Raw genomic sequence first — 18,086 nt, 5'->3', positions numbered from 1 at the left:
GTAAATCGAAACTAAAACATATTTAAGCTTCGGTTACAATACATACTTAATGGTAACCGATACTCATGAACTAATAAAATCCTTGACTGAAGCCAAGGAACGAATAATAGATGGTTATGTAAAACAAGGGATAGAACTAATTGAGAAAACAGTCTCATCAAATAATATTTCCCAAGCTAATTGGGTTATTTGTAATATAATAGACGCTGCAAAATGCGAATACCTTGTTGAAGTACTTGATTCAATAGGTAAAATCTTTGATATTTCAGTTTGCGGTAACGTAAAAAGGGTTATTTCTTGTTATGCCAAGGTTGGGAAATATAGTGAATTCGTTGATATAGCAATTAATTCTATAGTGAACAGAGGTAAGAAAGATCAATTAGATAAAGTGCTAAATGATGTAGGAAATAATGGAGAATTCCTATACAAGTTATCTTTAGCTTATGAAAAACTTCATGACCTTAAGAAGGCTCAAGAATTAAGGAAGAAAGCTTGCGATAACGGCATTCCTGAAGCATGCGAAAATATTAACCAAGTATCAACAAGTTATTCATAAATGCGAAAAACAAAGATTATTGCCACATTAGGTCCTTCAAGTATAGATAAAGTAAAAGAACTTTCGCAATATGTTGATATTTTTAGGATAAACTTTGCACATGGGGCTACTGAAAGTCATAAAGAGTATTTTGAGAAAATAAAGGAATACTCTGATGCTTCAATTTTAGTAGATCTTCCTGGGCCTAAAATTAGGGTAGGAGATATAAAAGGGAAAATCGTTTTAAAACCTGGAGATAAAGTTGTTTTTTCTCCTTATGAAGGAATTCCAGTTGAAGACCCATTATTTTATTCTGGGGTTAAAGAAAATTCCTATGTATTAATTGCAGATGGTAGTATAAAAATTAACGTAACAAAAGTAGAAAAAGATAGAGTAGAAGGAGTAGTTATTGAAGGCGGAACTGTAACTTCTAGGAAGGGAATAAATATTCCAGATATCAAAATTCCGTCTGGAGTTACAGATAACGATTTGCAACTCCTTAAAGAAGCTTTAGATTTAGAAGCAGATTTCATAGGTTTATCATTCGTCCTTAGTAAAGACGATGTATTGAAAGTGAAGAGCATTTCAAAAGATAGAGCGTGGATAATCGCCAAAATTGAAAAGAAAAATGCTGTTGAAAACCTCAAGGATATTATTAAAGTAGCGGACGGTGTAATGGTGGCCAGAGGAGATTTAGGAGTAGAAATAGGTTTAGAAAATCTCCCTTTTACCCAGAAAAAGATAATAAGACTTTCGAAGCTTTACGGAAAACCAGTAATTCTTGCCACTCAGGTTTTGGAATCGATGGTAAATAATCCTATACCAACTAGAGCAGAAGTTATTGATATTTCTAATTCGGTATCGGAAGGAGTAGACGCCATAATGCTAAGTGATGAGACTGCTGCTGGTAATTACCCAGTAGAGGCCGTAAAGACTCTTCACGATATAATTTTAGCTGTAGAGAAAAGAGTGAAGACAGTAAGACCCCCTCCCCTTACTGGAGATGATGCAATAGCAGTAGCATCAGTAAATGTAGCTGAAATTTCTAAGGCAAGGCTTTTAGTAGTGCATAGTAGAAGTGGAACTTCTATTATAAGAATATCAAGGCTCAGACCAAAAGTGCCAATAATTGGACTATCTCCGAATAAAGAATTAATTAGAAAATTAAAGATATGTTGGGGCGTCTATCCTTTTCTTACTGAAAAATCGCTAATTACACTAAATGATATAATAGTATATGCTGAAGAAATTTCCAAAAAATTTGTTAAGTGCAACGATAACATAGTTATAACTGGTGGAGATCCTACATTAGAGGAAGGTAGAACGGATTTTATAAAGCTTCATCAAATAGTATGCTAGTTTTTTAAATATAAGTTGTAAAATATAAATATGATAAATGCTTTACAAATAAGGAAAGCTAACTTCTCCGACGTGGAGGGAATTTATAATCTCTACAATTCTCTGTCACCAGACGACCTTTATATGAGGTTCTTCTCTTTTACAAGACTCAGCGAGCAAGATGTAGTAAATTTGACAAAATCGTCAAAAGTTACTTTAATAGCAGTAATTGATAGCGAAATTGTTGGAGAAATTTCACTATATGAAGATGGCGAGTTTTCTTTAGTAGTAAAGCCTGAACACAGAAGAAAAGGTATTGGGACTATGCTTGTAAAGAGTATTATAGAAGAAGCTAAAAAACTAGGTATGACCAAAGTGAAATTTTACACATTACCCGATAACATCCCAATGATAAAAATTGGTAAGAAATTAGGTTTCACTTTAAGGTTTTCCTCTGACGAGGTATTTGGTATACTTAGTTTACAATAATTGTAAAGAGATACGAAATAATGTATGGCAAAAAATGTAGAAATCGTTAAATACTGTTAAAGATAAAATATAGCAGATTAACTTGAATAGAAAAGTAGTAGCACCATGCGAGGTTGCAGTAAGAGATATAATTCCAGTAATAAAAGCAATTTTAGTTGAGCGACTTTACGCTCAAGGATTATCTCAATTGCAAATATCTACATTAATGGGCATAAGTTCTGCAGAGGTAAACTATTATTTAAAAGGCAAAAGGGGTAATGAAGATGCTAAAAAGAAACTTGAAGCTGATGAAGAAATGATGGATCTAGTAAATTCTGTAGTTAGAAGACTAGTAAATTCTACAGACGGAGAAGTTATAAACATTTGTCCATTGTGTAGCTTGGCTAGAAAAAAATTGAATAAAAATGATTATTCTTGTCCATACGACATTTAATCAGCTCTTGCAACCATTTGCTCATTGTTCGCTAAGCCTGGAAGCTCATCATTTTAATTCCTTCTCTGTTTCCCTCTTTTTTGCTACTCTATCATATGCTATCCAGTTTCTATACCAAGTTTCATTTTCTGCCTTCAAGTAATTAAGTATTAATGATGTTAACTCCTTTGCAGTTACACTCTCTTTATTATCCATATATATCTTACCTATTGTCATGAAAGCTATTTTTCTTGCTATGTCAATAGGAGCTCCAGTTTTTAATACACTAACTACTATCTTCTCATAAATTAGTTCTTCTTCGCTTCCATCTCTTTTTATAACTTTTACCATGAGTATTTATTCTCTTTAAAGAATATAAATATTAACAATGAACCAAGAAAAAGAAATTAGATTAAAAGAGGAAAAGGACTTCTTATTTCTTCTCTAATTTCTCTAGTAGTTCTTTTGGTGCGTCTTTTTCGCTAACTGCTCCTCTGCCAGTTTTACCGTTGTCGTCGTAGGTGAATGATATCATTTTGCCAACTCTCCAAACCTTCTTTATCTTCGAAATATCTACTTCCTTCTCCTCTCCCTTATACTTGAACTTTACTTTAGTAGCCATCAAGATAAAGAGTGAATATAATATTTAAAAACGTTACGATACTATCATAAGTATGACTTACGTAGTTTTCGCAACGGTAATATCAAAAGCGAAAAATATTTTGGAACTCTTAGTCTTTAATCAATGATAAAATCGAGTATTACTCTCATTTTCAATTTAACTGTAGTATTTTTCCCAATTAGTAGTTTTTTGAAGAAATGCTTATTTTAGATAGCTCGAAATACACCTTATGCCCTATCAGATAATACTATCTTCTGATAGGGGATCCTTCACAGATTATGGTGGCTCAAGCGTTTTAGGATATGTTGCATGCATGCCTTCTAGATTAGTTCCAAGGCTCTTCATGGACAGATTCTTCACTCCTAAGGTACCGTTAAAAGGAGATAATGCGGCTTACGCCCCATATGCATTAAGAAAAGTAGAGGCTATCTTGTCTAATTCTGGTTTTGATGTGACAGTCGTTCCCCCAGAGAAAATTGAGAAGTATATTAAAGATGCTAAAATTCTTGGAATCACAGTTCATGATCCTTTTGGTTTGAATCCAGTTAGTGCAAAGCTCAGCTTTATCTTCGGCGGTGGACCAACTTGGACTGCTCAGTTCTTCTCTGAATTTGGTGAAAAGGTTTCAAAGCTCAAGAAAAAATACAATTTTAAAGTAATAGCTGGAGGTCCTGGGTCTTGGGAGTTGAGTTTAAGAAAACCAGACTGGGTTGATGTAGTATTTCTAGGTGAGGCAGAGGTTGATTTACCTATTATAGCTAAGAAAATTATTGACGGTGAAGATGTTCCGCCTATAGTTAAAGGTAGGAATGCAAAGATCGAGGAAATTCCTACTATAAAGAATCCTGCAAGGCTTGGAGAAGTTCAGATAACTAGGGGATGTCCTAGAGGATGTAAATTCTGCTCTGTGACGCCAGAAACTTTCCGTTCTATTCCTTTAGATCAGATTAAGAAAGAAGTAGAAGTTAATTTAAAAGGAGGTTGGAGGAGAGTAGAGTTTATAACAGACGACGTAATGCTTTATGGTTCCTCTAAATTAAGGACTAACCATGACGCAATAGTTAAGCTATTCACTGAGGTGATGAACATGGGCGTTGATGGAATATGGTTTCCACATATTTCTGCTCCTGCAGTTAGGGAAAGTCCTAAGACCGTGAAGGCAATAGCTGAGATTGCTAGATATGATGTAGATAGAGCTGCAGCTCCAGTAGTAGGACTTGAAACTGGAAGTTTAAAAATTCTTGAAAAGTATATGACTGCAAAGGCTTTTCCATGGACTCCTAGAGAGTGGAAGGATGTAATTTTGGATGCTACAGCCATAATGAATGATAATTATATTTACCCTTGCTATACCATGACAATAGGATATCCAGAGGAAGGCGAGAAGGACGTAGAAGAAAGCATAAACCCTGTCCAGAGTATTATAGATCATAAGTTCACTGCATGGATATTTCCATTGCCAGTAATACCAATATCAACAACGTATATAAGTAAAAATCCTTATCCAAAGCCAGAAACATTACCTCAAAATTATTGGGACTTACTTTATATTTCCTGGCATTATGATCTTAAAGTTACAAGGGACTTAATACCAATACTGACAGGCGGTATAAAGAACAAATTAGTAAGGAAGTTTGTGCAAATAATGATAGATAAGATATTCTCAAATATAGATTATATATTCCTTCAACTAAAGAACACTAAAGGAGAGTTCTCTAAGACTTTTTCTCAAATAAACCTTAATAATACGCTAGGCGTGATAAAATCAATATATTGGTTAATAAGAATTACAGCAAAGCCTCAATGATTTATTATGCAACATAAAGTTTCAATCACTTTTGCATTATATTTTCTCATTGCCTCATCGTAATCTATTTTTAAATCTCCTTTAACTAAGTAAATTTCTCTTATTCCAGAATTATAGTAAGCTATAACGTCTTGTAAAGTATCTCCTACACCAAATACGTTTCTAGGGTCTTCTCCTAGAAGTGATAGAGCCTTTAATACTGGTTCAGGGTCTGGCTTACCTTTTTTGACGTCGTCCCCTGCAACCAATATATCTGGTTCAAAATTTAATATTTTCAAAGACTCTATTGCAGATCTTCTTAAAGATGAAGTAACTACTGCTGTCTTAATTTTTTCTTTCTTCAGTTTATTAACAAGGTCTGTTGCACAAGGAGTTGGTTTTGCGTAAATTTTAACTAGATTATCAAAATATGCGTTCTTTCTCTCATATAATTCTTTCCATCTATCTTTAGCCAATAATTTAGCAATTTCCTCTGTTTTTCTTCCCATTAATTTGTCAAGGTCTACGGATATTTTTATTCCTAGATCTTTTAATGCCAATTCCCAAGCCATTCTATGAACTTTTACTGTAGTTACTAAAGTACCGTCAAGGTCAAGTATTACAGCATTCATTTTTTAACGACAGCATCAGTTATGCCTAGCCATTTAAATTTATATCCTAAATATTCTAAAACCTCTGTAATATAATCACCATATATCTTTATTAATTCGCTAAGCTTTTTGTTCTCAAAATTCTCTTCTTTAAGCTTTTCCAAAAAGTCTTTTCTAACAAAATAATTTCCAGTGAACACGTATTTGTCATCATGTATATTTTTCTTGATTATTTCCTCGCTCACGTTAAGTTTCCTTGATAAATCCTTTAAAGAGATCACGTCTCCTTCAAGGCTATAACTTATATTAACACTCTCAGCGTTCTTTCTCTCATAGTCCTTTAGCCATTTATAAACTAGGCCGATGTCTACTCTATTCTTATATTTTATGACGTTAAAATCTGAGAAGTCTTCTTTACTTAGCTCTTGATTTAAAAGAACTAAAATTTCTCCTCCTTTGAAATTTCTTAATTTTTCTAGTTTTTCTCTAATATATTCTTTTGTCCAGAAGCCTACTATTTCCACATAGATTTTAAATGGATTCTTTTCGACTAAGAAATCTGGAATGAACAATCTCCCATTAATTACCAAGGCTTCTGGCTCTCTGTAAATTTTCCAATCTTTTATAACTTTTTGGAAATCATTAAAAAACCTTTCTTCGACGCTACTATCAAACCTTTTCTCATCTTCTTCTCTTACTTTAGAATCAATTAAATCGAATTTTTCCACGGTTAAAAGAAAAGTTCTTTTTATTTTCTTACCAAGTACTAGTTCAGCGTTAATCTTCCAATACTTTGATGAAACAATGTAAGGTAAGATTACTGCCATATTCCTTCCGTATTTTTCAGTCATTTTGACTAACGTTGCAGGGCTTATGATATCTATTCTTATAGGATTAGGATAAGCATGATACATCAAACCTAGCCATTTTATCCTTTTGATAATTTCCTTCCAATTTCCTTCTATTTGTACAGTCATCTTATAACTCTTGAAAAGCAAAGTTTGAAGTAAAGATAAATTATACATTTTTATAAGGGAAATTGGAGAAACTCTGTTTACACTACTTATCGTCTTTTCTTCTTCCATATCAGAAAACATGTACTTTTCTACGTCTACCTTAAGTTTCTCTCCAACTTCCTTTAGTATTTTCTCCCTTTCCTCTCTAGATGTTATAGGTCCATATGAAAATACTTCTCTTCTAATAATTCTTGGATCTATAGGAGAATCTTCACTGAGAGTACATAGTCTTAACATTTCTTTATAAAAACCTCTAATTAACTTGACTTTACAAGGAGTATCGTAAGCTTTTTCCAAGATTTTTATTTCGTCCAGTATATCACCTAGTTTTTTACCTTCCTTGAACATCCCGATTATATTTCTAGCCAACGGTTCGTCTTCTTCAGTAGCAAATAAAGGTATGACCTTATTTCCTTGGATTTTATATCTAGCTAATTCAGACGGTAGCACGATGCCTCCTCTTGCTCAAGTTATAATCAGAAGTACCCTTAGTTATTATTTCAATAAGCAAAGCCTTATTCTTTTCTCCTTCTTTTTTCCTCAATATCCTACCTAACCTCTGTAGCATTTGTCTAGAAGTTCCGTAACCTCCTAAGACAATTCCAATGTTAGCGTCAGGTATGTCGACTCCTTCGTCAAATACGCTAGAAGCTACTATAACCTTATATTTGCCTTCTTTAAACTTCCTTAATATTTCACTTCTTTCATCTTTTGACGTCTTGTAAGTTACTACTGGTATTAGAAATTCTCTAGAAACGTTATAAGCCATTTCGACGTCTCTAGTGAAAATAATAATCTTATTTTCCTTATTGTTATATTCATTTAGGAGTTCCCTTAATTTCTCAATTTTAGCTTTAGAATTGACGGAAATCCTTAAAGCAGTATGCCACGCTAAAAGAGCTTCTCTAGCTTCCGGATCTCTTCCAGCTAATTTCACTAATTTATGAAAAGACTCTAAGCTATCTAATTTCATGTTTCTAGATGATAAGAATTGCTTTAATTTTTTCCTTAACTCTTCGTATTTCTTTTTCTCTTCATCAGTTAGTGAAACGTAAATTTTCTTTATCTCAAATTCTGCGAGATATTTTCCGGCAAGGTCTGAAGTTCTTAGTCTAAAAACCACTGGACCTACTAAGTCTGGTAATAATCTATGTCTACTGTCTTCTCTTTCTGGGGTTGCAGTCAATCCTAGCCTATAAGGTGAAGCGAGCATTTGGGCTACTTGTGAATACCCTTCTGAAGGTAAATGATGCACTTCATCAAATATTACGAAAGCAAATTTGTTTCCTATCTCTTCAACTCTTGTGTAGGCCGAATCGTATGTAATTACTGTTATAGCTTTTAATTCGTCATATCCTCCTCCTATTCTTCCAGGGGAGTAATTCAACGAATCTTTTATTTTTTCATACCATTGGTCTAGCAAATCAATAGTTGGAACTAGTATTAGTGTTGAAGCCTTTACTTTTGCTATTGCTTTTATTCCGACTGCAGTCTTTCCTGCTCCAGTAGGTAAGACAATTATCCCTCTTTTTCCTGCTCTATTCCAGAAAAATAATGCCTTAGCTTGGTAATCCCTAAGCGTTATTTTATCTTCTATCATAGGAAAAGGTAAAGTGTCCAGAACATTATCTTCAATTTCAATTTCTTCTCTTTTGAAATACTCTAGAATATCTCTATATTTATATGCAAATCCTATATATTTTTTGAATTCGTCACTCCACTTTAAACCTGGTGCGTAATAATCTGAAAGTAGTAATCCTTTATAGTACGATAATCTTACCACAATATTATGTTAAAAATTGAAATATTTAACTCTTATTAGGTTAAGTATATATTAGTTAGAAAAACAATATAAATTCATGGAAATCAAGCCTTTAGCATTTGAGAGCTTAGGAGTAAGGTCACAGGCTACTTTTATAGAAACTAAGGACGTTAGAATATTAGTAGACCCGGCAGTATCTTTAGCTCCAAGACGTTACGGCTTACCTCCACATCAAAGAGAAGTTGATAGACTTACAGAACTGGCTAAGGTAATAACTGAAAAAGCTAGAGAGGCAGATATAATTATAGTAACTCATTACCATTATGATCATCATGATCCCGGTTTCATAATTCCTAAGGATATTTATAAAAATAAGAAGGTCTTCATTAAAGATCCAAAAGAGAATATAAATATGAGTCAGAAAAGAGTTAGGGCTCCAAGGTTTCTTAATTCTATTCACGGTTTACCAGAGAGCATAGAGACTGCTGAAGGAAAGGAAATACAAATAGGTTCTACAAAGATAATATTTTCTCAAGCAGTTCCTCATGGTGCAGATGAAAGATTAGGTTACGTGGTTCAAGTTGCAATAAAAGACGGCGATCAGACCATATTAATAACCTCAGATATAGAAGGTGCACCTAAAGATCAGCACTTGGAGTTTACATTAAAAGTAAAGCCTAATGTCATAATAATAGATGGGCCTTTAAGCTATCTTTTAGGTTATGCGTTAAAGCAGGAGGATTTAGATAATTCAATAAAAAACCTTGAAAGAGTAGTAAAAGAAGGAGCTGAAACGATGATAGTTGACCATCATGTTTTAAGGGATTTAAATTATAAGACAGTATTATCAAATGTTTATGAAATAGCTAGGAGTGTAAATGCCAAAGTTATGACAGCAGCGGAGTTCTTAAATACTGAACCACTTATTTTAGAGGCTAGAAGAAGAGAATTATTTAAAGAAGAAAATAAACCTGCTAGAATTCCGAGAAATTTGGCTCAATTATTAACAGCTGGTGGTCAATAGCTTAATGCTGGAGGTATTGTAATAAAGTGAGCTAGTAATAATCCTGCAACGTAGCTTCCTATTAATGCTATTAATCCTGTTCCTATTTGTTCTAGTGCACCTCTAGGTTTGCTTAATCCGGTATATTTTGTCGCCATACTGCCGAAAATTCCTAAAGAAGCCAACATTATAGCCATTGATGACAAAAGTGATGTATAAAATGGAATTCTTACAAATAGTGAAATTATAAATGGTATCAATGGTAAAAGTCCTCCTATAATTAAGTAAAGGCTCATAAGGAATCCCAATTTCACTGGGTTCTCAAATTCTTCTGGTGTAATTTTTAGTTCATTAAGCATCATTTCTCTTAATACAGTTTCTTTATTCTTCATGAAAATGTCAGCTATTTTTTCTGATTCTTCTCTACTTAGGCCTTTTTTAATGTAGAAACCTATTAATTCGTCTCTTTCTTTCTCTGGAAAATTATCTATTTCGTATTTCTCTTTCTTTATCTCGTTCTGTATTACCTGCATCCTTACTCTAGTTGATATGTACTCTCCTATTCCCATGGAGAACGCTTGACCTATCGTAGCTATTAATCCTGTTATTACTACTAAGAGAGGCTCTTGCGAAAAGCCTGCGGCACCTATTGCAATGCTTCCTATTCCTATTAATCCGTCTTGTATTCCAAAGACTTTAGTTCTAAATGTGTCAGCCTCATTAGTGTAATGTTTGACTGGTTCCTTTATTTCCTTTTCCATAAATTCATATTTTATCTTTATCTTATAAACTTATGTTCTATTACGATTTATCGTAATAAGTATTCTACAATTACGCCTTTTCGTAATTTACCTTGTACATATTATCGTCGTATCTTGATATTAATCCAGAGTAAACTCCCCATTCTGTTAAAGTCATCTGAAGATCGTAATCCCCTTCTGGTGTATTGTAAACAAAAATTCCCTTTTTCTCTAAGGCTTCTTTCAATGACTCTAGGGAAAACGTTTTTAACTCGATTGCTGTAATAAAAGGCTCAACTTTAACTAGACTCTCTCTTAAAATTTCTTTACGTTTTCTAATATTAGCATTAAGGAATTCCATTCCTTTATCAGTTATTATTATATCTCCTTCTCCTACTGTTACAAAGCCTAAGTAACTTGCAGTGTAAACTATTGGCATTAAATCGTCTAGGTCAACTTCCATTTCCTTTTCTAACATATATAAGTCAGTTTTTCCACCGAAGGTTCCTTGTAATGTTGATAATAAACCTATTAAATCTGCTACTCTAGCCGCGGGATCTATGACATACATAAGCTAAAATATTATATTAGGTATATTAAGTTATTGTTTTTCTTCTTATAATGGTAAAAACCCAAAAATAAATATATATAATAGGAAAAACATAAAAACCTAGAATCATTAAAAGATCTAGTGTAGTAATGTAAAGTGATTTTCCAAAATTTAACAATGCCTCATTATGTGCTGGCGCAGTAGCAGAAGAAATTATTGCTAAGATTCCAAGTATCCCTCCGACATGTACTAGATTCTTATATCTAGTAATTAGGAACGCTAATGAGACTAAAATAACTACAACAATCATAGTACCTAAGGTTAAAATACTGGGAACTTTTCCTATAAGTAAAAGACCTCCTATAAATAACGAGATCGCAGAACCTATTAATGGAATTCTAAATTCTAAGTTTTTCATTATGATATCTTTATTCATTTCCTTTATTAAAACTTGTACTCTCAAAAAGTAAAAACTTTTTTAATTAAATTATCTAATCATAACTTATGGAAATTTTAATACCAGCCTTAATAGGAGGATTTATAATAACTACTGCATTCATAACATATTATTTATTAAGAAAGCCAAGCTTCGCTGATACATTAATATTTTATGCTATTTATGCAGCGTATTACATGGGTTTAATACTGATTTATTTTAACATGATACCATTGGCAATAGTTACAGCATCATTAATAATAATAGCAGTTTTAGCTTGGAAATTTCTGAAGAAGATAAACATATTTTGAAATTAAGTTTAAAATAACATGCTAGCTCTTAAGCATTGTGAACATAGATAAAAGACTTGAACCAAAAAAGGAATCAATACCTAAATATTTAGTAATTGCACAATCCTTAAGTTCTATAGCTCCGCTAGGTTCAGTTTCAGCTTATTTGACATTTGCATTTCAATCTTCCTTAGCATCAACATTTTATGCTGCAATTTTAGGAGCATTAATTTACTTACTCTGGGTAATGTTAGGATATAACTATTCAAAAATAGTAGCAACTACTGGAGGAATTTACGATTTTGCAAGAATAGCTTCTACTGAGACAGTAGGGAAAATAGCAGGATGGCTTTATTGGATAAGTTATGCAATTTACTTGCCTTCAGTAACTACATATTTGACAGGAATAGTTTTACCATCGGTATTTAATATTCCTCCTTCCTTACTAGCGATCATAGAGGTTATAATTCCTATAATTCTTACAATACTTTTAATTTCTGGAGTTAAGCCTCCATTATTTTATGCATTAATAACGTCTACTATAGAGATAATTTTGATAACTGTCTTAGGAATAAAAGTAATTTCTGTCACGGGAATTAAACTCCCTCAATATAATATCCCTCAATATAACTTTTGGTCAGGAGCGCTAGCAGTAGCCTTTACCTTGGCCGGCGGAGGAGCATCTTTCTTCTTAGGGTATGAAGCTAAAGGTAGAGGGAAAACTGTAGGTTCTTCCTATTTAACTGCCTTTTCTATAGCCTCAATTGTAGTAATATTTGCATCGTATTTCGAAACTGCCGCTGTAGGATTTAGTAATTCTGGGATATCTAATTTATTATCTGTAACACAATATCCAGGATTTTATATTTCTCAAGAGTTTCTTGGAAGTACATTTTCCATAATTTTCTTTGTATTTACTGTAAATAGCTTGCTAGGCTCAGCAATAGCCGCATATGTCGCATTATCTAGGTTAACATATTCGTTAACTTCAAGGAAAATGTTAACCTCAATTATCATTGTTGCTATATTCTTTATATCATTTAATTTGATAGCTTCAATTACTGGCCAATATTGCTTAGTTTATCAATACACAACAGAAGCTTCTCTAGTTACTTTGTTCTCTTCCCATGCCATAGTTTCAGCAGTTTATCCATTATTCGTGAAGAAGTTTTACAAGCTAAATTTACCTAGCATTTTATTAGCACTCTCGTCTACGATATTGATGGCTTATGGTCTCTACTCTAATTTAATTCCCTATGAATATCCTAATACTCTAATAGGAATAATTTCATTGATTTCCGGAGTAATTCTTGGAATACTTAGTAATATCCTAAAGCCCATCTTATATAGGAAAAACTAAGAATATTATAAACGTGAAAGTCGTAGAAGCAATTTCTGAAATAGGTAGAAATCTTTTTCCTAGTGAGACAGTAGATGCACTACAAGGAAAGGTTGATAAAAACGAACTAATAAAACTTAGGTTGGATAATGCAAAATTTTACTTGTTACAGGCTAAGGAAATTGACTCCCCAGTTATTGTTAGTGAGCTTTTACATAAGAGCTTAACAGAAGGATTTAAGGCTTTAAAGGACTATTTTGGCATTCAAAAAGAGCTTAAGGATTCGATTCCGATACTTTCTGATATTTTAGGAAATTGGATAGATGAATTTTGGGATTTGTCATTAAAATTACATTATGATGGGTATATAATGGAGGTAATTGATATTGAAGATTTAAAAGTATATGAAAATAAAGTTGTTGAATTCATACAGAACTGTGAAATAGTTGTCAGCTATTAGGAGATTTTTATACTTATATACTTAGAAATACAGTTTTGCTGAATAGGTTTTGATGAATAACCGCTTATGAAATATACTACCTTATACAACCCTGGATGAAGCCTTATATATGCGGTAGAATTTTGACTGGTTAAAGTTATAACGTTTTTACTTAATACTATATTTATACCAGATGGATAAAATATTACAATAGCATACGCATAACTAATAGTTGAATTATTGAACTCTAGTTTAACACAGTGCTCGCCAGGGAAGGCCACGTATACGTAATCTGTTCCATTAATTATGAACGAATAATATGTAGGCCTTTGACTATAATTCTGAATAGTTATTGAATTAATAACCTTATCTATTGAATATATCGATAGAGAAATAAATATAAGTAGAATAACCACAAGTAAGCTACTTACCTTTTTCATTTTTGTCACCTTTTATTTCATACCTAATTTTTCCATTTTCTCTTATTTCATTTACTATTCCAAGACTAACTAACTTTTTTACTCTTCTATATACTGTAGTCCTAGGCAAGGAACTTAATTCTGCTATTTTAGTTAAATTATCTGCTCCCGATTTAATCGCCTCAATTATTTTCTTATCTCTCTCATCAATTTCTTGAGTCTGCACTTCTATCTTACTTCTTCCTTTCATAATTTTATATATTATCATAATACTCCCAGTAATACTTATTACACCTAGATAAAGAAACGGATTATAAAGAATATTATTCCTATTCTGAACATTTATATAATACAAAATAGTAACATTATCGGAATAAAATGTTATAAAGATTTTTCCATTAGATATATTAAAGGAAATAGGAGGTGTATTAATGTATTCTATTCTAGTATAGCGTGGTAATTCTATTATTATCTTAGAATTAAAAGGCTCTGAAAATTCTATAACACCTTGAGAATGATAAATAAAGGATATATTTGCAGGTAATCTAGTTAAAATTATTCTACAACTTCCATTACTTATATAACTTACATTAACTATGATATGTGTAGCACATTTAGGTATAAAAACTACCTTTGAAGAACAGTCAAGAATTACAACGTTTCCAGGATATTTAAAGAATATAACGTTAGTTGACGCCGAAGACGTTGGAGATAGTATGAGTATAAATGCTAGCAGTGAAAATAGCAGTAAAGTCTTCATTCCTTTATCACTTTATTAGTGACAATAATATTAACAATAAAGATAGAAATATACTGAACATGATAAATAGAAATACTAATGAAATTGAAAGCTCTGAGTAAACCCCCCTAATGTAACCTAAAAAAGCTACAATTATATTTGGAATCATAACAAAAAAATGGGATAATGAATATTTATTTCTTACCTCTCCTTGCAACAGCTATAACTATGAGAATTATGATTATTACAACAATTATTACAATATATATTAGTGGAATTGATACTATATCATAACTGGTAATTTGGCTTAGTAATGAAGGAGAGATATAAATTGTAGATTCATCTGTTTGTGCTAGAGGATATATAGATCCAGTTTGATTCCATATTAAGATTATAGAAATTGGATAATAGCCTGGTGACGCACCGCTACTTATATCTACTATATAGGTAACATTTATCTCCTCTCCTGGTTTTAGATTTCCTATCTCTTGTTCAGATGCAGTTAATGCTTCAAGAGGATTTGAAGTACTTACGTGTGGAGTTATTACGTTTGATGAGCCTAGAATTACTTTAACATTACAAGCAGTAGCGTTACCAACGTTCTTTAAAACAATTGTTATTGGCACTGCTGAGCTTCCAGGATTTATAGTAGGATAAATTACCTTTTCTATTATGATGTTGGCTTTATTATATACTGTAATATTGAATGTCTTTTCTATCTCTCCTCCATCATATTTTATTATGAAGGTTAAATTATATTCTCCAGGTTTTGTAGAGTTTGGCACATTTATTAAAAAGGTAGCATTTATTGGAATTCCCAGAGGAATTGCTCCTAAGCTAATGTTATTTTGCGATATTACCTCAAATGGTGATTTTAAATATACATAAGCATTTTGTGCAATTCCGCTACCGTGGTTAAGTATTATTGCTTCCACTCTCACGTTGAAATATCCTGGAAATATTTGAGGTGGAATAGTAATTGCATTTAATGATATCTGAGGAGCAGATATTAAGACTGGAATATATTCAATACTCGAAGTCCCAAAATAGTGAATTATAGCCTTTATATAATAAATTCCTGGAGTAGCGTTAGGGTAAACGCTTGCCGTTATTGTGTTTAGGTTATATTCTCCAGCAGGGACTATTCCTATATAAATTGTATTTTGAGATAAAATTAATGGATATGATTTAACTATTTGTATGCTAACGTTAGTTGCAGTTATATCTCCAAGGTTTCTGACTATGAAAGTTAATGGTAATTGAACACTTCCAGGGGAGGCAGTTATTGGCGAAGATGTTGTACCCCAAATGGTTGATATAGAAAAGTTTTCATAGCCACTTATTATTACTGGTAAGTTGACTATGCAGTACGATGATATGAAATACTTAACCTTTATGGGGACATAAAAGACTCCAGTAGTAGCATTATTAAATATTGACGCATAAACTGTTATAGGAACCTCTTCTCCAACTGGTAAATAGCCTATTTTAATGTTCTTCTCTAAGAAATCTACAGGATATGTCGATGGAAGGCATAAGCTAACATTAGTTGCTATTACGTTTCCTTGGTTAATTAAAATAATTGTTAGTGGAACGTTGCTTTCTCCTGCAGTCACTATCATGGGAGATGAAGGAGTACCCCATGTACTCTGTGCAGAAATTTGAACGTATCCTAAAATTGGTACTGTGAAGCAAACAGTTTTATTCAATTCCGCAGAACTGATCTTTAACTGAATTTTATATATTCCGTCTCTAGCAGATTGTGCAATATTATAAAGAAATGTAACATTCATTTCTTGGTCTGTTTGTAATTCTGGAATATTAACTATGTTTGTAGAATTATAATATCCAGAATATACCTCAAATGGATATACTGAGACAGGAGTTATATTTACGTTATAGAGAGTTCCTCCAGTATTAACAAGCGTAAATGTGATAGGTACTTCGCTTTCTCCCGGGGCTATTAATCCTTCTACTTTGGCGTAGCCAGAGATATTGTAAAAAGCTTCTGAATGTCCCATTAACGGAATAAATGAGATTAGTAGTATCATTATAATCATTATAGTAGTGACGTACTTCATATGATAAAAAGATATATCTAAATATTTAAAATTAGCCGAAGTAACTAGTATTTATTAACCTTTTATCCATATAAATTGAATAAACATATTATTAGATGAATTTAAGTTCTAACTCTAGCAAGTTAACGCAAGATAAATTTTTATTTTTAGTTGAAACTTCTGATTATATGGAATTTATTATTAATTTATATGGTAACTCTGAAAATCCCGTTGTCGAAATTCATGGCAAAAAGTCCTCGATAAATGAATTATATAAAGAAGGTCCACTTTACGCATTTCTATTATCTATTCCTCATTGCATAATTACAATGTTTGAACACTTAGCCAAAAAGGAGGGTATACAAGTGAAAGTATGTAAAGTAAGGAGTACTTATTACTTAGATGACTCTCTGCTATTATTAGGAAAGTATGCAATAAAAAATATAAAAATAGAGATTTATGGCGATTGTGATAAAGAGGAACTTAAAGAGCTAGTAGAGAAATTTAAACAGAATTGCCCCATATATCTAAGCCTTAGCGATAAGATTCAACTTTTGCCATATGTAGATTAGGTTTTGCTTACTTCATTTTTAGTATCCCAATATGCTTTATCAAACGCATTATTAACTACACTTAGTAGGGAATTTAACATATTTAAATTATCAAAGTGTAATATTACAGTAAACACATTAGTTCCGCCAGTCTTGTTTGTAAAATAAATTTCCGGATAAGGAATTTTTTGTTTACTTAGTTCGTCTTTAATATAATTTTTAGCCTTCTCCATCACTTTATCTGCAGGTACGTCTGCATTAACTGTAATTTGTAAAGGATAAACGAGAGAATTTTCTCCTTCTAATTTTGTAAATACAGTATTACCTAGAAATGCTGAATTCGGGACTTTTACAATGTTTCCATTGATAGTTTTTACTTCAGTAAATACGACGCCAACCTTAGTTGTTTCTCCGATAATGGGAGAGCCCCAAATCCACGAAATTAGTAATACTGGATCGCCTGCCTTTAAAGTTTTACTGCCTGTCACCAATGCTCCAGATAAGACGTTAGAAAGCACAGTTTGAGCTGCTAAACCTATTGCTATACCTCCAATAGCACCGCCTATAGCGGCTCCAGTTAGGTTTATTCCTAATGCTGCTAATATTACTAAGATTAAAATTGAATAAAGCGCTATATCTATAAAAAATGAGAGCGTTCTAGCAGTACTAGCTTCCATTTTACCTAAGAAGTATACGTTAATAATTTTCTTTAATACATCTATTATAAAATATCCTCCTATACCTACTATTGCAGCATCTGTTGCTAAATATATATAATTCAAATAAGGTACTATTACAGGAAAATGTACTGACGCGAAATCTATTAAGAAATGAAGTAAAATTGCAATAATTGCTAAAACTACTATTATTGAAAGCAACTTCACTACTTGTCTTTTCCAGTTTATTTGTAAATTGACCATGTTAAACACTCATAAATAGGGAATTTAAA

22 protein-coding genes are annotated in these 18,086 nt (G+C 32.3%); 10 read left to right on the top strand and 12 right to left on the bottom strand.

Annotated elements, in window-relative coordinates:
- The first annotated feature begins 49 nt into the window (after positions 1 to 49).
- The 4 genes from D1866_RS06335 to D1866_RS06320 all read left to right on the top strand — a co-directional run bounded on the left by D1866_RS06335 (position 50) and on the right by D1866_RS06320 (position 2,795).
- Entirely contained in the window at positions 50 to 556 is a 507-nt protein-coding gene (locus D1866_RS06335) for a DUF1955 domain-containing protein (protein WP_152941906.1), read from the top strand.
- A complete protein-coding gene (pyk, locus tag D1866_RS06330) occupies positions 557 to 1,894 on the top strand; it encodes a pyruvate kinase (protein WP_152941908.1) in 1,338 nt (445 codons plus the stop codon).
- A gap of 30 nt (positions 1,895 to 1,924) precedes the next feature.
- Positions 1,925 to 2,362: a GNAT family N-acetyltransferase gene (locus D1866_RS06325; protein ID WP_152941911.1), complete on the top strand. Its 438-nt coding sequence runs from the start codon at positions 1,925 to 1,927 to the stop codon at positions 2,360 to 2,362.
- 82 nt (positions 2,363 to 2,444) lie between these two features.
- Entirely contained in the window at positions 2,445 to 2,795 is a 351-nt protein-coding gene (locus D1866_RS06320) for a transcriptional regulator (RefSeq protein ID WP_152941913.1), read from the top strand.
- A 48-nt stretch (positions 2,796 to 2,843) separates the two neighbouring features.
- On the opposite strand, the gene D1866_RS06315 is transcribed toward D1866_RS06320, so the two are convergent.
- Both D1866_RS06315 and sul7d read right to left on the bottom strand, forming a co-directional pair.
- Positions 2,844 to 3,125 carry an ATP cone domain-containing protein gene (locus D1866_RS06315; RefSeq protein ID WP_152941916.1) on the bottom strand — a complete coding sequence of 94 codons (282 nt, stop codon included), beginning with the start codon at positions 3,123 to 3,125 and terminating at the stop codon, positions 2,844 to 2,846.
- 82 nt (positions 3,126 to 3,207) lie between these two features.
- Complete coding sequence (sul7d, locus tag D1866_RS06310) at positions 3,208 to 3,396, bottom strand: Sul7d family chromatin protein (protein WP_152941918.1); 189 nt, start codon at positions 3,394 to 3,396, stop codon at positions 3,208 to 3,210.
- Between the two features lie 229 nt (positions 3,397 to 3,625).
- Here sul7d and D1866_RS06305 point away from each other — a divergent pair, with 229 nt between their 5' ends.
- On the top strand, positions 3,626 to 5,203 hold the full coding sequence (locus tag D1866_RS06305) for a B12-binding domain-containing radical SAM protein (protein ID WP_152941920.1): 1,578 nt from the start codon (positions 3,626 to 3,628) through the stop codon (positions 5,201 to 5,203).
- Here the strand turns inward: D1866_RS06305 and D1866_RS06300 are convergent.
- From D1866_RS06300 to D1866_RS06290, 3 genes are read right to left on the bottom strand one after another with little or no spacing between them, the layout of a single operon-like run.
- Positions 5,197 to 5,814, bottom strand: a complete 618-nt coding sequence (locus D1866_RS06300; protein ID WP_152941922.1) for an HAD family hydrolase — start codon at positions 5,812 to 5,814, stop codon at positions 5,197 to 5,199. The two genes, D1866_RS06305 and D1866_RS06300, sit on opposite strands and share 7 nt — an antisense overlap.
- The gene (gene bax1, locus D1866_RS06295; RefSeq protein ID WP_155861096.1) at positions 5,811 to 7,259 is read right to left on the bottom strand and encodes an endonuclease Bax1; all 1,449 of its coding nucleotides are present in this window, start codon (positions 7,257 to 7,259) and stop codon (positions 5,811 to 5,813) included. The genes D1866_RS06300 and bax1 overlap by 4 nt, the downstream gene beginning before the upstream one ends.
- Positions 7,246 to 8,592 (bottom strand): DEAD/DEAH box helicase, encoded by a 1,347-nt coding sequence (locus D1866_RS06290; RefSeq protein ID WP_155861095.1) that lies wholly within the window; start codon positions 8,590 to 8,592, stop codon positions 7,246 to 7,248. The genes bax1 and D1866_RS06290 overlap by 14 nt, the downstream gene beginning before the upstream one ends.
- 76 nt (positions 8,593 to 8,668) lie before the next feature.
- Between D1866_RS06290 and D1866_RS06285 the strand changes: the two genes are divergently transcribed.
- Complete coding sequence (locus tag D1866_RS06285) at positions 8,669 to 9,595, top strand: MBL fold metallo-hydrolase (RefSeq protein ID WP_152941924.1); 927 nt, start codon at positions 8,669 to 8,671, stop codon at positions 9,593 to 9,595.
- On the opposite strand, the gene D1866_RS06280 is transcribed toward D1866_RS06285, so the two are convergent.
- The 3 genes from D1866_RS06280 to D1866_RS06270 all read right to left on the bottom strand — a co-directional run bounded on the left by D1866_RS06280 (position 9,589) and on the right by D1866_RS06270 (position 11,282).
- Positions 9,589 to 10,335, bottom strand: coding sequence for a VIT1/CCC1 transporter family protein (locus tag D1866_RS06280; RefSeq protein ID WP_152941927.1), 747 nt, complete (start codon positions 10,333 to 10,335; stop codon positions 9,589 to 9,591). The two genes, D1866_RS06285 and D1866_RS06280, sit on opposite strands and share 7 nt — an antisense overlap.
- A 70-nt stretch (positions 10,336 to 10,405) precedes the next feature.
- Positions 10,406 to 10,885 carry an AAA-associated domain-containing protein gene (locus tag D1866_RS06275; protein WP_013777039.1) on the bottom strand — a complete coding sequence of 160 codons (480 nt, stop codon included), beginning with the start codon at positions 10,883 to 10,885 and terminating at the stop codon, positions 10,406 to 10,408.
- 25 nt (positions 10,886 to 10,910) lie between these two features.
- The gene (locus tag D1866_RS06270; protein WP_231136431.1) at positions 10,911 to 11,282 is read right to left on the bottom strand and encodes a hypothetical protein; all 372 of its coding nucleotides are present in this window, start codon (positions 11,280 to 11,282) and stop codon (positions 10,911 to 10,913) included.
- An 86-nt stretch (positions 11,283 to 11,368) separates the two neighbouring features.
- Here D1866_RS06270 and D1866_RS06265 point away from each other — a divergent pair, with 86 nt between their 5' ends.
- From D1866_RS06265 to D1866_RS06255, 3 genes are read left to right on the top strand one after another with little or no spacing between them, the layout of a single operon-like run.
- Positions 11,369 to 11,611 (top strand): hypothetical protein, encoded by a 243-nt coding sequence (locus tag D1866_RS06265; protein WP_048054807.1) that lies wholly within the window; start codon positions 11,369 to 11,371, stop codon positions 11,609 to 11,611.
- 37 nt (positions 11,612 to 11,648) lie between these two features.
- Entirely contained in the window at positions 11,649 to 12,950 is a 1,302-nt protein-coding gene (locus D1866_RS06260; RefSeq protein ID WP_155861094.1) for an APC family permease, read from the top strand.
- Positions 12,951 to 12,963: 13 nt separating this feature from the next.
- Positions 12,964 to 13,389, top strand: coding sequence for a hypothetical protein (locus D1866_RS06255; protein WP_211359315.1), 426 nt, complete (start codon positions 12,964 to 12,966; stop codon positions 13,387 to 13,389).
- On the opposite strand, the gene D1866_RS06250 is transcribed toward D1866_RS06255, so the two are convergent.
- From D1866_RS06250 to D1866_RS06240, 3 genes are all read right to left on the bottom strand, one after another.
- A complete protein-coding gene (locus D1866_RS06250; protein ID WP_152941931.1) occupies positions 13,386 to 13,808 on the bottom strand; it encodes a hypothetical protein in 423 nt (140 codons plus the stop codon). The genes D1866_RS06255 and D1866_RS06250 overlap by 4 nt on opposite strands.
- Entirely contained in the window at positions 13,792 to 14,547 is a 756-nt protein-coding gene (locus D1866_RS06245) for a helix-turn-helix transcriptional regulator (RefSeq protein WP_152941933.1), read from the bottom strand. Before D1866_RS06245 ends, D1866_RS06250 begins: the two co-directional genes overlap by 17 nt.
- Before the next feature lie 173 nt (positions 14,548 to 14,720).
- Positions 14,721 to 16,607, bottom strand: a complete 1,887-nt coding sequence (locus tag D1866_RS06240; RefSeq protein WP_152941935.1) for a COG1361 S-layer family protein — start codon at positions 16,605 to 16,607, stop codon at positions 14,721 to 14,723.
- Positions 16,608 to 16,774: 167 nt separating this feature from the next.
- On the opposite strand from D1866_RS06240, the gene D1866_RS06235 reads away from it, so the two are divergent.
- A complete protein-coding gene (locus D1866_RS06235; protein ID WP_152941937.1) occupies positions 16,775 to 17,158 on the top strand; it encodes an OsmC family protein in 384 nt (127 codons plus the stop codon).
- Here D1866_RS06235 and D1866_RS06230 read toward each other — a convergent pair.
- Complete coding sequence (locus tag D1866_RS06230) at positions 17,155 to 18,057, bottom strand: mechanosensitive ion channel domain-containing protein (protein ID WP_152941940.1); 903 nt, start codon at positions 18,055 to 18,057, stop codon at positions 17,155 to 17,157. The two genes, D1866_RS06235 and D1866_RS06230, sit on opposite strands and share 4 nt — an antisense overlap.
- Positions 18,058 to 18,086: the final 29 nt, after the last annotated feature.

It is taken from the genome of Acidianus ambivalens (assembly GCF_009729015.1).
GTDB lineage: Archaea > Thermoproteota > Thermoprotei_A > Sulfolobales > Sulfolobaceae > Acidianus > Acidianus ambivalens.
This window is presented reverse-complemented; position numbering and strand designations above follow the sequence as displayed.